This window comes from Pseudorhizobium endolithicum (assembly GCF_902153245.2).
Lineage (GTDB): Bacteria > Pseudomonadota > Alphaproteobacteria > Rhizobiales > Rhizobiaceae > Neorhizobium > Neorhizobium endolithicum.
Genome location: NZ_CABFWF030000018.1, coordinates 45,020 through 58,231 on the forward strand (window position 1 = coordinate 45,020; position 13,212 = coordinate 58,231).

Genomic DNA, 13,212 nt, shown 5'->3' on the forward strand with positions numbered 1-13,212 from the left:
GACATCGACAACAAAGAAAGGCCGTCGGCTCCCGCCGGCGGCCTTTTTTTTTGGATGTGAACTCTTCTCAACCAGCGATCTTCGAGAAATCCGCGACCGTCGCCGTCGCTTCACGGATGGCCTTCAGCAGGGCCAGGCGGTTGGCGCGAATGGCCGTATCCTCGTCGTTGACCAGCACCTCCTCGAAGAAGCGGTCGACCGGCGCCCGAAGCCTCGACAGGGCCTGCATGGCGGAACGGAAGTCTTCGCCGGCGACTGCCTCGGAGGCCTCCTTCGAGGCGGTGGTGATCGCATTCCACAGCGCCTTTTCGGCATCGAGCCGCAGCAGTTCCTCCGAGACGCCATCGGCGACCACCGTCCCCTTCTTCTCCTCCGCGGCCAGAAGCTGGGTGGCGCGCTTCGTTCCGGCCAGCAGGTTGATGCCGTCCTCGGAGGTGATGAAGGCGGTCAGCGCCTCGGCGCGGCGGGCGACCATCAGCAGGTCGTCGGCCTCCGGCGTCAGCACGGCATCGATGATGTCGTGGCGGGCACCCTGATCGCGCAGATAGACCTTCAGGCGGTCGTGGAAGAAGGAGAGGAGTGATCCATCCGCGAATACACTCCTAAAGCTCTCCCATTCACCTTTAGAATCTCTGCTGACGGACAAAACGCTGCTAACGATGTCGACAGTAGAGGTAGCGAAAACCACTGCGCGTTCCGCTGGAGCGATAGATCGTCCCAACAGGCGCCTAGCGAACGTATCCAGCAGCGAAAGCCGTACACCGCGTTCCAGCAGGATACGCACGACGCCCAATGCCGCGCGGCGCAGTGCGAACGGATCCTTCGAACCGGTCGGCTTTTCGTCGATCGCCCAGAAGCCGACCAGCGTGTCCAGCTTGTCGGCGAGCGCCACGGTGATGGCGACCTTGTCGTCCGGCACGCGGTCGGACGGGCCCTGCGGCTTGTAGTGATCCTCGATCGCCGCGGCGACGGAAGGATGCTCCCCCTGGAGAACGGCATAGCGGCGTCCCATCAGGCCCTGAAGCTCCGGGAACTCCCCGACCGCTTCGGTGCGAAGGTCGGCCTTGGCGAGCACTGCGGCGCGGTCCACCAGCGCCGGGTCGGCGCCGACGACCGGTGCCAGTTCCTTCGCCAGCGCGCGGATGCGCGCGACGCGTTCACCCTGCGTGCCGAGCTTGGCGTGGAAGGTGACGTTCAGCACATCGAGTTTCGCCATGCGCTGGTCGAGCGGCTTCTTGAGGTCGAGCCCGAACTTATCGGCTGAAGCCGTCAGTTCCTGCAGATCCGGCAGGTCGCCCTGGTCGCGGGTCCAGAAATGCTTGGCGTCGGAAAAGGCGTGCGCGCACCACCTTGCCGTTGCCGTGCATGATCTCCTTGCCGCCGTCCTTCGCCTCGATATTCGACACGAGGATGAAGCGGTTGGAGAGCCCTTCTCCCGCCCCTTGCGGCCTGGTGACGAAGCACTTCTGGTTCGTCTTGATCGTCAACCGGATGATCTCGGCCGGAATTTCCAGGTAATCCTGCTCGAACTCGCCCATCAGCACATGCGGCCACTCGACGAGGCCGGACACCTCCTCCAGCAGGCCCTCGTCCTCGACCAGTTCGAGACCATTGGCGAAAGCGATGTCGCGGGCGTCGTGCAGGATCACGTCCTTGCGGCGCTCCGCATCGAGCATGACCTTGGCCTTCTCCAGGCTCCTCACATAGTCATCGAAACGGCGAACGGTGATCGCCTCCGGGGCATGGAAGCGGTGGCCGTAGGTGACGTTGCCGGCAACGAGCCCGTCGATCTCGAAGGGGATGACCTGGGTTTCATCGTGCTCGGGGCCGAAGACGCAGACGATCGACTGCAGCGGGCGCACCCAGCGCAGGCTTTCCGGCCCCTTGCCTTCCACACCGGCAAAACGGGCACCCTTCGGCATGGAAGCCGCACCCCAGCGCATGGACTTGGGCCACGGGAAGTTGCGGATGATGCCGGGCATGACATCGGCGATGATATCTTCCGCGGCACGTCCGGGGCGGGAAATGACCGCCACGTAGAAATCGCCCTTCTTCGGATCGCTGACAACCTGGGCTTCCGAGACGGAGGAAAGACCGGCCTTGCGCAGAAAACCCTGAACCGCCTGTTCCGGAGCCTTGGTGGAGGGACCCTTGATTTCCTCGCGCTGGTCGGCGGAGCGGGCCGTCAGCCCGCGGATGTCGAGCGCCAGCCGGCGCGGCGTCCAGTACTCGCGGGCGCCCTCGTAGGTCAGGCCTGCTTCGACCAGCGCGTCGGTCACAAGTTTCTTCAGGTCACCCGCCGCCTTGCGCTGCATGCGGGCCGGGATTTCCTCGGAACGGAGTTCAAGAAGCAGATCGGGCATATCTTCAGCTTTTCAGTGAATTTCACGCGAATGGTGGAACGTGCCGAGGCTCTAGCAAGCCCATTGGCAAAAGTCATCAGTCGGGCACGGCGAAAGTCTGCCGCCGCCTACCAACCCCCGCCGCCGCCACCGCCGCCACCACCACCGGAAAAGCCGCCGCCGGAGGAAAAGCCGGACGAGGAGGAGCTCGCCTTCGGCGCAGGGATGGTCGAGGCGATGGTCGAAGCCATGGACGAGGAGAAGCCGCCGATGCGGTCGCCGATGCCGCCGGCGTCATGGCCGCTGTACCAGGATGGCGAATAGGACGCGGCGGCGGCACCGGCCGCGGCAGTGGCGAGCCAGGTCTGGAACGTCTCGCTCCACGGCTTCTCCACCCCCAGCGCCACCGCATAGGGAAGCAGGGTCTCGAAATGCCGGGGCGACATCTTCGGGGCACCCGCCATGTTCATGCGGTCCTTTTCCGCAAGCGTCAGGTAGGTCCGCAGTCCCTCGATTCCGTCCATCAGCTTGCGGCCGAGCGGCGTCGGGGCGCCCATCAGGAAGAAGAAGATGACGTTGACGAGCACGATGCCGCCGGCGGAAACGAGGACCGGCCAATGTTCGCTGCCCGAGAGTTCCGAGAAGAGCAGGACGAGAATGCCGGAAATCACGGACAGCGCCACGAAGCCGATAAAGCCGAGGATCACGATGCTGACGATCTTCGAAACCAGCGAACGGCCCCGCCGCAGCCCCTTCCCGAGGTTCACGGCAAAACTACCGAAGACACCCGCGAAGAACGCCGGCACCAGGAAGGCAACGAGAAGATCCGGCTCCACATTGCCGAAGACGAAAAGCACCGCCAGCAAGGCGGCACTGAGAATCAGGCCACCGACGACATAGCCCCGGTTGGAGCGGTAGTACTTGCCCCTGTGCTCTTTCTCGATCGCCCGACGGAAATCTGTACCCACCGCCTGCACTTCGCTGCCATGCGCCCTGTCGATGGTCAGCGTCTGCCCCGGCTCGCCGATCTTGTTCATCAGCGACATCTGTCCCGCGGGCAGGTGCCCGGCAACCGGCTTTTCCGTGCGACGGATGGTGATGGAGGAAGTCAGGTCCTCCAGCGTCACATAGCCCTTTACGGCCAGATCGAGCAGGCTTGCCGACAATGCCGTCCAGCCCTGCCCGGAAAAGCCCTTGTTGTCGACGTAGTTGACGAGGGCGGGAGACAAGCCATCGGGCGGATCCCAGCGCGGCACCATGATGCCGGCCGCCGGGTCCCGGCCGACGCGGGTCCAGTTGCGGGCGTAATACAGCAGCACCACCGTAAGGCCGGCGAAACCGAGGATCATGTTCAGATTGTCCCGCAGCCACCAGCTACGCCGCTCCTCGGCGGAGGGCGGCGCGATGACGCCTTTCGGAATGCCGACCACGACCGTAAGCCCCTCGTTCGGCGCAAGCGGCCGGACGGTCGAGAAGACGGCGGTGTTGCCTCTGACCCGCATGTTGGCATCGGTATCGGCCGCGCCCAGCGGACCGGTATAGGCCACCGTCTCCGTCACCGGCGCGCCTTCGGGCAGCGTCACCCGCGCCGAAGCCTGGTCGATCCGGAACATCCAGCCGTTGCCGGTGACGTTCCAGTAGAGTTCGTCATGGTTGCCGAAATAACGGATCTGCCGGTCGGTGCGGTAGGTGATGACGTAGGTATGTTCGCCGGGATCGAGCAGAACGTCGGCAGAGCCGGCATAGATGCGGATGCCGCCGAAGACCGGTTCGGTATGCCAAGCCTCCGGTCTGCCGTCGCGCGTCACCGACAGCACCTCGAAATCCACCCTGATCGTCCGGCCTTCCTCGTCCTCCATCGTCAGGGGAAAATCGCGAAAGATGCCGCGGGAAATATCGCGCGCCTCGGCATTGACCGTAATGGTTTCGGCCACGGTGAGTTCACCGCCGGCCGCGACCTGGATATCCGAATGATAGGACCGGATATATTCCTCGGCCGCAGCCGGCAGGCCGATAGTGGACCAGAGCAGGATGGGCAGCAGGAGACGCAGCATGGTCGGCCGGGCTAGAATTTGACCGCCGGAACGGCGCGATCGGCCGGATCGTCGATCTCGAAATACTCCCGCTTTGAGAAGCCGAACTGACCGGCGACCAGATTGGAGGGAAAGCTCTCCACCCGGACGTTCAGGTCGCGCGCCGCACCGTTGTAGTAGCGGCGCGACATCTGGATTTCGCCCTCGATCGTCTCCAGAGAGTTCTGCAGTTCCAGGAAGTTCTGGTTGGCCTTGAGGTCGGGGTAGGCTTCCGCCAACGCGAAGAGCTTGCCGAGCGCCTGGGACAACAAGCCTTCCGCCTGGGCGCGTCCCGCAACGTCACCGGCAGGAACGGATTGAGCGCGATTGCGAAGCTCGACCACCTCTTCGAAGGTGGACTTTTCATGGGCGGCGTAACCCTTCACCGTCTCGATGAGGTTGGGGATCAGGTCCGCCCGGCGCTTCAACTGCACGTCGATGCCGGACCAGGCCTCCTCCGCCATCTGCCGCGACTTCACGAGGCTGTTGTAGAGATAGACGAGGTAGAGGCCGACGAGAACGGCAATGGCGAGCAGGATATACATCCCGGAAAACCCCCGGATAAACGTGACCTGGGGACAGTAGAAAGGTTTCAGCGGAGCGTCAAACGGCGCGCCTCAGGCAGCCTTCACGCCGAAACTTGCTCCGCCGGCATCAGTCAGAAGGAAGGCCTCGCCACACGCCTTGGCCAGCGTGCGCACCCGCAAGATGTAGCTCTGCCGCTCGGTAACGGAGATCACGCCGCGGGCATCGAGCAGGTTGAAGACGTGGGATGCCTTGATGCACTGGTCGTATGCGGGGAAGACGCATTTGTGGAGGCGGCCCGCATCCCCCGGTGCGCCGGCGGCGAGTAGCGCCTGGCACTCCTTCTCCGCATCGATGAAGTGGCGATGCAGCATGGCCGTATCGGCATATTCGAAATTGTGGCGTGAATATTCCTGCTCGGCCTGCAGGAAGACGTCGCCATAGGAGATCTTTTCCTCGCCTTCTCGGCCGTTGAAGTTCAGGTCGTAGACGTTGTCGACGCCCTGGACATACATGGCGAGGCGCTCGAGGCCATAGGTGAGTTCACCGGCGACGGGCGAACATTCGATGCCGCAGACCTGCTGGAAATAGGTGAACTGCGAAACCTCCATGCCGTCGCACCAGCATTCCCAGCCGAGGCCCCAGGCCCCCAGCGTCGGGCTTTCCCAGTCGTCCTCGACGAAGCGCACATCGTGCAGCAGCGGATCGAGCCCGATCGCCTTCAGCGAACCCAGATAGAGCTCCTGCAGGTTGGAGGGGTTCGGCTTCAGGATGACCTGGTACTGGTAGTAATGCTGAAGGCGGTTCGGGTTCTCTCCGTAGCGCCCGTCGGAAGGACGGCGCGAGGGCTGCACGTAAGCCGCCTTCCACGGTTTCGGCCCCAGTGCGCGCAGGGTCGTCGCCGGATGGAAGGTGCCGGCGCCGACTTCCATGTCGTAGGGCTGCAGCACGGCGCAGCCCTTGTCCGCCCAGTAATTGTGGAGCGCAAGGATCAGCCCCTGGAAGGAGCGGGTCGGGGACATGTGGTCGGGAAGGTCGGTCATCGGTATCGCCGGGTCTTGATCGGATGCGGACGAGTGCCACGTCCGAAGGGTTCCGGTCAAGGTTTCATACGCCGGCGCGAAATGTCCGCTCCCGGATCGCGGCGATCCATGCTATCGTTCGGGCACTGCTGGAGACTTGCGATGAACGTCACGAACACCGTGACATTGTCGGAACGCTACCTGCGCCACGCCGAGCGCATGGTCGAGGACGGGCAGTTTCCGTCGATCGAGAAGGTCGTCGAAGCGGGAATCGACAGTCTGATGCGCGAGGACACCGCTCCCGCCGGCCCGAACGAACCCCTGGCCGGCATGGCCGACGAAATCCGGCGACGGATGCAGACGCCGCGAGACCAGTTCATTCCGATGGACAAGGACAACCTGTTCGATCGAGTCCGGGCCCGAGTCGACCCGAACGGTCTTCATCCTATGCGTCGGCTATGCCGGATCGGATTGGGCGTCGCGGGTGAAGGAGCGGCTTTGAGCGTCACTCCTCGTCCCGCTTGACCCGATATTCGCCAGTTTCCGGATCCTTGACGAGCGTGCCGAGCGCACCGGTCTCCTGCTCCTTCTGCCGCTCCCGCGAACGTGCCGTCAGCTTCTCGGCATCGCGGATGAAACGCTTGTAGAGGAGCCAGCCGCCGCCGACGATCAGGATGAAGAATATGAGTTGTGTCATCGCCCCCGCCTCGGCCCGTCTGCGCTACAATCCGTAGCGGCTCCACAATGCCCTTTCCTCCAGCGTCTCGGCAAGGCCCGAGACCGCGCCCGCGCCGATTGCGCCTGCGGCACTGTCGCGCACGACGCCGGGCAGGCGGCGACCGAAGATGTTGCGGGCACCGCCGACCAGTTCCAGCCGCGTCTTCGGGCCAAAGCGGCGCTTGAGCGTCTCGCGCATCTCGCCGATCCCGTCGATCAGGCCGAGATCGAACCCCCGCGTGCCGGTCCAGAACAGGCCGGAGAAGATCGTCTCGTCATCCGTCAGCCGGCTGCCGCGCCGGTCCCTGACCATGTCGATGAAGACCTTGTGGATCTCGAGCTGCAGGGTCTTCAGGTACTCGACGTCACCTTCCTTCTCCGGCTGGAACGGATCGAGGATCACCTTGTTTTCGCCGGCGGTATAGACGCGGCGCTCGACGCCGATCTTGCGCAGAAGCTCGGGAAAGCCGAAGCCGCCGGAAACGACGCCGATCGAGCCGACGATCGAGGTCGGATCGGCGAAGATCTCGTCGCCGGCGAGCGCGATCATGTAGCCGCCGGAGGCGGCGACGTCCTCCACGAACATCAGCACCTTCTTGTTCTTCTCCTCCGCGAGCGCCCGGATGCGCTGATAGATCAGCCGCGACTGGACCGGCGAGCCGCCGGGGGAGTTGACGGAGATGGCGACGGCGGGCGCATCCTTCCTGGAGAAGGCCTTTTCCAGCATCGGCGCCGCGGAAGCGAGGTTCAGCGTCGGCCTGAACTGGCTGCCGCCGGTCATGATCACGCCCTGGAGCCTGACGACGGGGATCGCCACCCCCTCCTTGCGGAACCGCTTCGGCAACACACGCGACAACAGGCCAGCCATCTCAAACCCTTCTTCTGCAACAAAGTTCTGGTTGAGATGTATGATCGACGGCCGGGAACACAATGGCCATGCCGCCTTTTCAGGCTTTCACCGCCTTCCGCCGCGAATGGGGAACCCTTCCGTTGTTCAGGTCGTCGGCCTCTCGGGTAAAGGCGTGCCCCTCACGATCGTGGAGAAAAAGCGGCGCCCGGAACGTCAGGCGTGCCCTGGAACCCTTGATGGCCGTGACCAGCAGGCGCGTGGCATCTTCGCCGGGACGCGGATGCACGGCCGTGATTTCAAGGCCTCCGAAGCGCTTGCCGCAGGCGGCGATGATCTCGACGATCGACTGCGGCCGGGCGATCAGGGACAACTGCCCACCGGGCTTCATGATCGCGCCCGCGGTTCGGATCCAGTTTTCGAACAATCCTTCACCCATCGCATGCGCCTCCGCCTTCAGCGCATCCGGTGTGCGGCGGTCGGCGGCATGGTTGAAGGGCGGGTTCATGATGACGTGATTGTGGATCTCATCGGCAAGCCCCGCCTCCAACCGCGCCCTGCCGGTCAGCGCCACGTCCGCCTGAAGAAGGGTGACCCGCCCGGCCATCGTATCGTTTTCCGGCAGGGCCAGGGTCTTGCGGGCATATTCGACCATCAGCGGCGAGCGTTCCACGAGAAGAACACGTGCCTCCGGCAGGCGCGAAGCGACCGCCAGGCCAGCCGCCCCTGCTCCTGCCCCGAGATCAGCAACGCTCAGGGGGCCTGAACCATCCACCAGCGATGCGAGCAGCATCGCATCGACCCCCGAGCGATGTCCCTCGCCCTTCGGCTGCACGACATGAAAGCGGCCGCGATGAAACGCGTCCACGGTCTCCTTCATGGCTCCGCATCCCGAAGCTCCGGTGCCAGCCCGGCATCGACAAGTATACCCCGCGCCTCGTCCGCACGCTCCTCCTCCACCAGGAATCGGCGCGGCAGGAGACCGAGAGAACCTTCCAGGATGCTCATCGTCTGGTCGGCGATCATGCAGTGGATGCCGGCATCCCGCATCAGGCTCTCCGCGAAGGAGAGGAGGACTGCATCATTGGTGCGGATGAGTTCGCGCATGGATCCGATTTCGCATTTCAATGTTTGGCAATTCGCGCCGGGAACGGTATAGGGCCACATCTACAGACCGTCACGGCATTTGAACAGGAGACCGGACCTTGGGCGTCGTCTTATCGCTTGAAGAAGGCAAGAAGAAGCCGGCTTCGGTCAAACCGCTGGTCGACCTCACCAAGGCCGACATGGAGCGCGTCAACCAGCTGATCCTGTCGAAGGCCGGATCGGACGTACAGATGATCCCCGAAGTGGCCAACCACCTCATCTCTTCGGGCGGCAAGCGGCTGCGGCCGATGCTGACGCTCGCGGCCGCTTCGATGTTCGGCTACGAGGGCGACGGACACGTGAAGCTCGCCACCAGCGTCGAGTTCATGCATACGGCCACCCTACTCCACGACGACGTCGTGGACGAGAGCGATCTGCGCCGCGGCAAATCGACCGCCCGCACCATCTGGGGCAATCAGGCGAGCGTGCTGGTCGGCGACTTCCTGCTCGGCCAGGCCTTCCGCATGATGGTGGACGTGGGATCGCTGGAGGCCCTCGACGTCCTCTCCACCGCCGCCTCGGTGATCGCCGAAGGCGAGGTGCTGCAGCTTTCGGTTGCCAAGAACATGGAGACGACGGAAGACGATTATCTTTCCGTCATCCGCGCGAAAACCGCCGCCCTGTTCGCCGCCGCCGCCGAAGTCGGTCCGATCATCGCCGGGACCGACAAGGCCGGCCGCAATGCGCTCAAATCCTACGGCATGAATCTCGGCCTCGCCTTCCAGCTGGTCGACGACGCGCTGGATTATGGCGGAACGGCTGCCAATCTCGGCAAGAATGTCGGGGACGATTTCCGGGAAGGCAAGATCACGCTTCCGGTGATTCTCTCCTACAGGCGAGGCACGGCAGAAGAGCGTAGCTTCTGGCGCAATGCCATCGAGAACGGCGAAAGCACAGAGGAGAACCTCGAGCACGCGCTCGGCCTGATCAAGAAGTACGACGCACTGAACGACACCCTCAGCCGGGCTGTCCACTACGGGACCATTGCCCGCGACGCGCTGGCGCCGTTGCCGGCCTCGCCGCACAAGGCCGCTCTCCTCGAAGTGATCGATTTCTCGATCCAGCGGGTGAATTGACCGGGCGCGCTTGCCGGAGTTTTCTTGCGGTCCCGCGCCAAAAAAGCCATGCTGTTGTGAATCAATCGGGACGGGACGAGGCCCGTGGTCGCCGCGTCACGTTTAGCGAAAGGCATCTTATGCGGCACAAGTTCAATCTCTTCCTGCTCTCCGGCGCTGCGCTGGCGATGGCACTGTCACTGGCCGGCGCGCCGCGTGCCGCGACCCCGGAAGGCAAGCCGAAGGACGAGACCGTCACGTTCGAGCCCGCCAAGGTGCAATCCTTCGCAGGCGCATTCCTCGCCGCACGGACGGCGGATGTCGATCACGACTATCCGACGGCGATCACCCTCTACCGCAAGGCGCTGGAGTTCGACGCCGCCAACCTGGAGATCCGGGAACGACTGATGATCTCGCTGTTCCTGAACGGCGATTTCGACGAAGGATTGGCCGAGGCGGAAGCCCTGAAGGACGACGAAGCCGTCGAGCGCATCACGACGATCGTCCGGGGCCTCGACGCCATCCGCGACGGACGATACGACGAGGCGAAGAAGCTGCTTGCCTATGACGGCTCGAACGATCTCGACAAGCTGACCCACTCGCTGATCAGCGCCTGGGCGGATGTCGGTGCCGGGCGCGAGAAGCAGGCCCTGCAATCCGTGCGGAGCATGGACGGCCCCGAGTGGTTCAAGGTCTTCACCGAATACCAGCTCGGCATGATGGCGCTCGTTGCCGGCGACGCCGGGACGGCGCGGGAGCACCTGACGGCCGCCATCACCAACCAGGATGCGGTCGCCACCGCGCCCGACACGTTCATGCGCGGCGTGATGGCGCTGGCACGGCTGGAGGCCGCCGCAGGCAACAAACAGAAGGCGCTGGACGCAATCTCCGTCGGCGACGAGATGATCAGCAATTACGCGCCGCTGAAGGCCCTGCGGGAAAGCATCGAGAACGGCGACAAACCCGCCCAGCAGGTCTCCGATGCGACGGAAGGCGCCGCTTCCGTCCTCTTCTCCATCGGCGCCGCACTGAACCGCCAGGGTGCGGAAGACATGGTGTCGCTCTATCTCCAGGTTTCGCATGCGCTGGATCCGGAGAGTGCCGACACGCTGATCCTGCTCGGCGGCATTGCCGAGAAGCTGGAAAAGCCGGAACGCGCCATCGGCTATTATGAGCAGGTGCCCGCCGGCTCGCCCATGCGGCGCATTTCAGAGCTGCAGCTCGGTCTCGCGCTCGCCGGCTCCGACCAGATCGAAGAGGCGCGGGAGCACCTCAAGGAGTTGATTGCAGCCGATCCTTCCGACATCCGCAGCTATCTCGCCTACGGCAGCGTGCTTTCCGATGCCAAGGACTATGCCGAGATGGCGTCGAATTACGACAAGGCCGTGGAGGTCATCGGACCGGTTCCGAAGCAGGGCGACTGGACGATCTTCTTCCAGCGCGGGATCGCCTACGAACGCCTGAAGAAGTGGGAGCAGGCAGAGCCTAATTTCAAGAAGGCGCTGGAACTCAATCCGGAACAACCCCAGGTGCTCAACTATCTCGGCTATTCCTGGGTGGATATGAACCGGAACCTCGAGGAAGGTCTCGACATGATCCGGCGTGCCGTCGAGCTCCGGCCGGATGACGGATATATCGTCGACTCGCTCGGCTGGGCTTATTATCGCATGGGCCGCTTGGAGGAAGCGGTGACGGAGCTGGAGCGGGCCGTGCAGCTTCGTGCCGGCGACGCGACGATCAACGACCACCTTGGCGATGCCTACTGGCGGGTCGGCCGTAAGCTTGAGGCGGTCTATCAATGGAACCGGGCGCTGGTTTCCGAGGGCGAGGACGTCAACCGGGAACAGATCAAGGAGAAGATCGAGAAGGGCCTTCCGCCGCTCGACCCCGACGCGACCACCGCCAAGAATGGAGCCGCAGAGCCCGAGATGCCGGCACCGCCGCCGGCCACGGAACCGGACAAGAAATCCTGACTTCATGCCTGCCAAACCGGCATCCACTACATCGGAGGCGGACGCTGCGGCCGGTGTGGCCGAGCTCGCGCGGGCGAAGATCAACCTGGCGCTCCATGTCGTCGGGCAGCGGCCGGACGGCTACCACCTGCTCGAAAGCCTCGTCACCTTCGCCGACATCGGCGACCGGTTGACCTTCATGCCCTCCGATCGGGATCGGCTGACGATTTCCGGACCGTTTTCGGGGAGCATTGCGCCAGACGCGAGCAATCTGGTGGCGCGGGCGCGGGACGGTCTCCGTCACCTGCTGACGAAGCGGGGGCTGACGGCTTCACCCGCCGCCATCCATCTGGAGAAGAACCTGCCTGTGGCATCCGGGATCGGCGGCGGCTCCGCCGATGCCGCCGCAACCTTGCGGGGGCTCCTGCGCCTCTGGCAAGCGGAAGCCTTCGCAGCGGACGACATGGACGCGCTGGCCCTTTCGTTGGGAGCGGATGTGCCGATGTGCCTGAGGGAGCGCCCCGCACTCGCTCGCGGCATCGGCGAAGATCTCTCCCCTCTTGCGGACCTCCCTGCCCTGCCTCTCGTGCTGGGCAATCCCCTGCGGGGGGTCTCGACGCCGGAGGTCTTCTCGCGGCTCAGGTCCAAACGAAATCCCGGGATGGAAGCCTTCGGCACATCGGACTGGATCACCCTTTTGTCCCGCCTGCGCAACGATCTCGAAGACCCGGCGCGAGAGCTCGTGCCGGAGATCGGCGAAATATCGGCGCTGATTGCGGCTCAGGGAGCGCGGTTGACCCGGATGTCCGGTTCGGGCGCCACATGCTTCGGCATCTTTGCTTCGAGGGCGGAGGCGGAACAGGCGGCTGCCGCGCTCCGGACGCTGAGACCTGACTGGTATTTCCAAGCTGCCGAGACGGTCACCGGATCGCCGTCATCACCCCTCTCAAAGACGCCGAACGATGTAACCGAAGGCTAACCTGCGACACGCAGCGAGCGGGCGGGAATGAGTTCGCTCGTCAGCCTGACAGCCTTGAGCCGCGTGAGGTCCAGCCCGGACTGCGCGGCCGAAAGAGCCTGCCGCTTCGTCAGCAGCAGGCCGTGTTCGAGCGGCGGCGTCTTGGCAACCATTCGCTTGAGAAAGGGGCGCTTGTGGCCCCGCGCGGGCGAAAAGCGGGCCGGCGCCTGGTTGAGAGCGACATACTCCAGCACCTCGTCGATCCAACCCTTCTGGAAGCGTGCTCCCGGCTCGACGAGAAGGATCCAGTCGCCTCTCGCAGATGCCAGCACTTCCGCGATGTCCCATTCGGCAAGGAAGCGGCAACCGGCCGCATCAGCGACGCGCGCGGAACCGTCGCTGGATGCGTGATCAAGCACGACCACCTCGGCCACCAGGCCTTCGACAGCCGCCGAGACCAGCCCGGACAGCGTCTGAGCCAGTTCCGCCTCCTGATTGCGTGTCTCAATCATCACCGTCAGCATGATCTGCTTCTAACGCATCGCCCCGATGTTTTCCACAGGACGTTTTCCGAGT

At 64.2% G+C, this 13,212-nt stretch carries 12 protein-coding genes and 1 pseudogene; 4 read left to right on the plus strand and 9 right to left on the minus strand.

The genetic code is table 11. From position 1 onward, the window contains the following. Positions 1-67: 67 nt before the first annotated feature. The 4 genes and pseudogenes from glyS to RTCK_RS18800 form a co-directional block, all read right to left on the minus strand. Positions 68-2,363, minus strand: a pseudogene (glyS, locus tag RTCK_RS18785) (glycine--tRNA ligase subunit beta). Between the two features lie 107 nt (positions 2,364-2,470). Further along, complete coding sequence (locus tag RTCK_RS18790; protein ID WP_142593934.1) at positions 2,471-4,396, minus strand: DUF2207 domain-containing protein; 1,926 nt, start codon at positions 4,394-4,396, stop codon at positions 2,471-2,473. 11 nt (positions 4,397-4,407) lie between these two features. Then, positions 4,408-4,959 carry a LemA family protein gene (locus tag RTCK_RS18795; protein WP_142593935.1) on the minus strand — a complete coding sequence of 184 codons (552 nt, stop codon included), beginning with the start codon at positions 4,957-4,959 and terminating at the stop codon, positions 4,408-4,410. 72 nt (positions 4,960-5,031) lie between these two features. Beyond that, positions 5,032-5,961 (minus strand): glycine--tRNA ligase subunit alpha, encoded by a 930-nt coding sequence (locus RTCK_RS18800; protein ID WP_185928085.1) that lies wholly within the window; start codon positions 5,959-5,961, stop codon positions 5,032-5,034. 162 nt (positions 5,962-6,123) lie between these two features. Here RTCK_RS18800 and RTCK_RS18805 point away from each other — a divergent pair, with 162 nt between their 5' ends. After that, a complete protein-coding gene (locus tag RTCK_RS18805; RefSeq protein ID WP_185928061.1) occupies positions 6,124-6,486 on the plus strand; it encodes a hypothetical protein in 363 nt (120 codons plus the stop codon). Here RTCK_RS18805 and RTCK_RS18810 read toward each other — a convergent pair. The 4 genes from RTCK_RS18810 to RTCK_RS18825 all read right to left on the minus strand — a co-directional run bounded on the left by RTCK_RS18810 (position 6,467) and on the right by RTCK_RS18825 (position 8,632). Continuing rightward, positions 6,467-6,658: a hypothetical protein gene (locus RTCK_RS18810; RefSeq protein ID WP_142593936.1), complete on the minus strand. Its 192-nt coding sequence runs from the start codon at positions 6,656-6,658 to the stop codon at positions 6,467-6,469. The two genes, RTCK_RS18805 and RTCK_RS18810, sit on opposite strands and share 20 nt — an antisense overlap. A 24-nt stretch (positions 6,659-6,682) precedes the next feature. Then, positions 6,683-7,546, minus strand: a complete 864-nt coding sequence (locus RTCK_RS18815; protein ID WP_142593937.1) for a S49 family peptidase — start codon at positions 7,544-7,546, stop codon at positions 6,683-6,685. 79 nt (positions 7,547-7,625) lie between these two features. Next, positions 7,626-8,405 carry a tRNA1(Val) (adenine(37)-N6)-methyltransferase gene (locus RTCK_RS18820; RefSeq protein WP_142593938.1) on the minus strand — a complete coding sequence of 260 codons (780 nt, stop codon included), beginning with the start codon at positions 8,403-8,405 and terminating at the stop codon, positions 7,626-7,628. Beyond that, a complete protein-coding gene (locus tag RTCK_RS18825) occupies positions 8,402-8,632 on the minus strand; it encodes a putative signal transducing protein (RefSeq protein ID WP_142521565.1) in 231 nt (76 codons plus the stop codon). Before RTCK_RS18825 ends, RTCK_RS18820 begins: the two co-directional genes overlap by 4 nt. 98 nt (positions 8,633-8,730) lie before the next feature. Here RTCK_RS18825 and RTCK_RS18830 point away from each other — a divergent pair, with 98 nt between their 5' ends. The 3 genes from RTCK_RS18830 to RTCK_RS18840 all read left to right on the plus strand — a co-directional run bounded on the left by RTCK_RS18830 (position 8,731) and on the right by RTCK_RS18840 (position 12,657). Next, entirely contained in the window at positions 8,731-9,747 is a 1,017-nt protein-coding gene (locus RTCK_RS18830; RefSeq protein ID WP_142521566.1) for a polyprenyl synthetase family protein, read from the plus strand. 119 nt (positions 9,748-9,866) lie between these two features. Beyond that, positions 9,867-11,699 (plus strand): tetratricopeptide repeat protein, encoded by a 1,833-nt coding sequence (locus RTCK_RS18835; protein WP_142593939.1) that lies wholly within the window; start codon positions 9,867-9,869, stop codon positions 11,697-11,699. A 4-nt stretch (positions 11,700-11,703) separates the two neighbouring features. Next, positions 11,704-12,657: a 4-(cytidine 5'-diphospho)-2-C-methyl-D-erythritol kinase gene (locus tag RTCK_RS18840; protein ID WP_142593940.1), complete on the plus strand. Its 954-nt coding sequence runs from the start codon at positions 11,704-11,706 to the stop codon at positions 12,655-12,657. Here RTCK_RS18840 and RTCK_RS18845 read toward each other — a convergent pair. Next, the gene (locus tag RTCK_RS18845; RefSeq protein WP_142521569.1) at positions 12,654-13,160 is read right to left on the minus strand and encodes a glycosyltransferase family 2 protein; all 507 of its coding nucleotides are present in this window, start codon (positions 13,158-13,160) and stop codon (positions 12,654-12,656) included. The two genes, RTCK_RS18840 and RTCK_RS18845, sit on opposite strands and share 4 nt — an antisense overlap. Between the last annotated feature and the right edge of the window lie 52 nt (positions 13,161-13,212).

Coding starts and splice junctions, on each gene's coding strand:
- RTCK_RS18790 (WP_142593934.1), bottom strand. CDS start 4,396: ATGCTGCGTCTCCTGCTGCCCATCCTGCTCTGGTCCACTATCGGCCTG.
- RTCK_RS18845 (WP_142521569.1), bottom strand. CDS start 13,160: ATGCTGACGGTGATGATTGAGACACGCAATCAGGAGGCGGAACTGGCT.
- RTCK_RS18795 (WP_142593935.1), bottom strand. CDS start 4,959: ATGTATATCCTGCTCGCCATTGCCGTTCTCGTCGGCCTCTACCTCGTC.
- RTCK_RS18825 (WP_142521565.1), bottom strand. CDS start 8,632: ATGCGCGAACTCATCCGCACCAATGATGCAGTCCTCCTCTCCTTCGCG.
- RTCK_RS18805 (WP_185928061.1), top strand. CDS start 6,124: ATGAACGTCACGAACACCGTGACATTGTCGGAACGCTACCTGCGCCAC.
- RTCK_RS18800 (WP_185928085.1), bottom strand. CDS start 5,961: ATGTCCCCGACCCGCTCCTTCCAGGGGCTGATCCTTGCGCTCCACAAT.
- RTCK_RS18815 (WP_142593937.1), bottom strand. CDS start 7,546: ATGGCTGGCCTGTTGTCGCGTGTGTTGCCGAAGCGGTTCCGCAAGGAG.
- RTCK_RS18810 (WP_142593936.1), bottom strand. CDS start 6,658: ATGACACAACTCATATTCTTCATCCTGATCGTCGGCGGCGGCTGGCTC.
- RTCK_RS18840 (WP_142593940.1), top strand. CDS start 11,704: ATGCCTGCCAAACCGGCATCCACTACATCGGAGGCGGACGCTGCGGCC.
- RTCK_RS18835 (WP_142593939.1), top strand. CDS start 9,867: ATGCGGCACAAGTTCAATCTCTTCCTGCTCTCCGGCGCTGCGCTGGCG.
- RTCK_RS18820 (WP_142593938.1), bottom strand. CDS start 8,405: ATGAAGGAGACCGTGGACGCGTTTCATCGCGGCCGCTTTCATGTCGTG.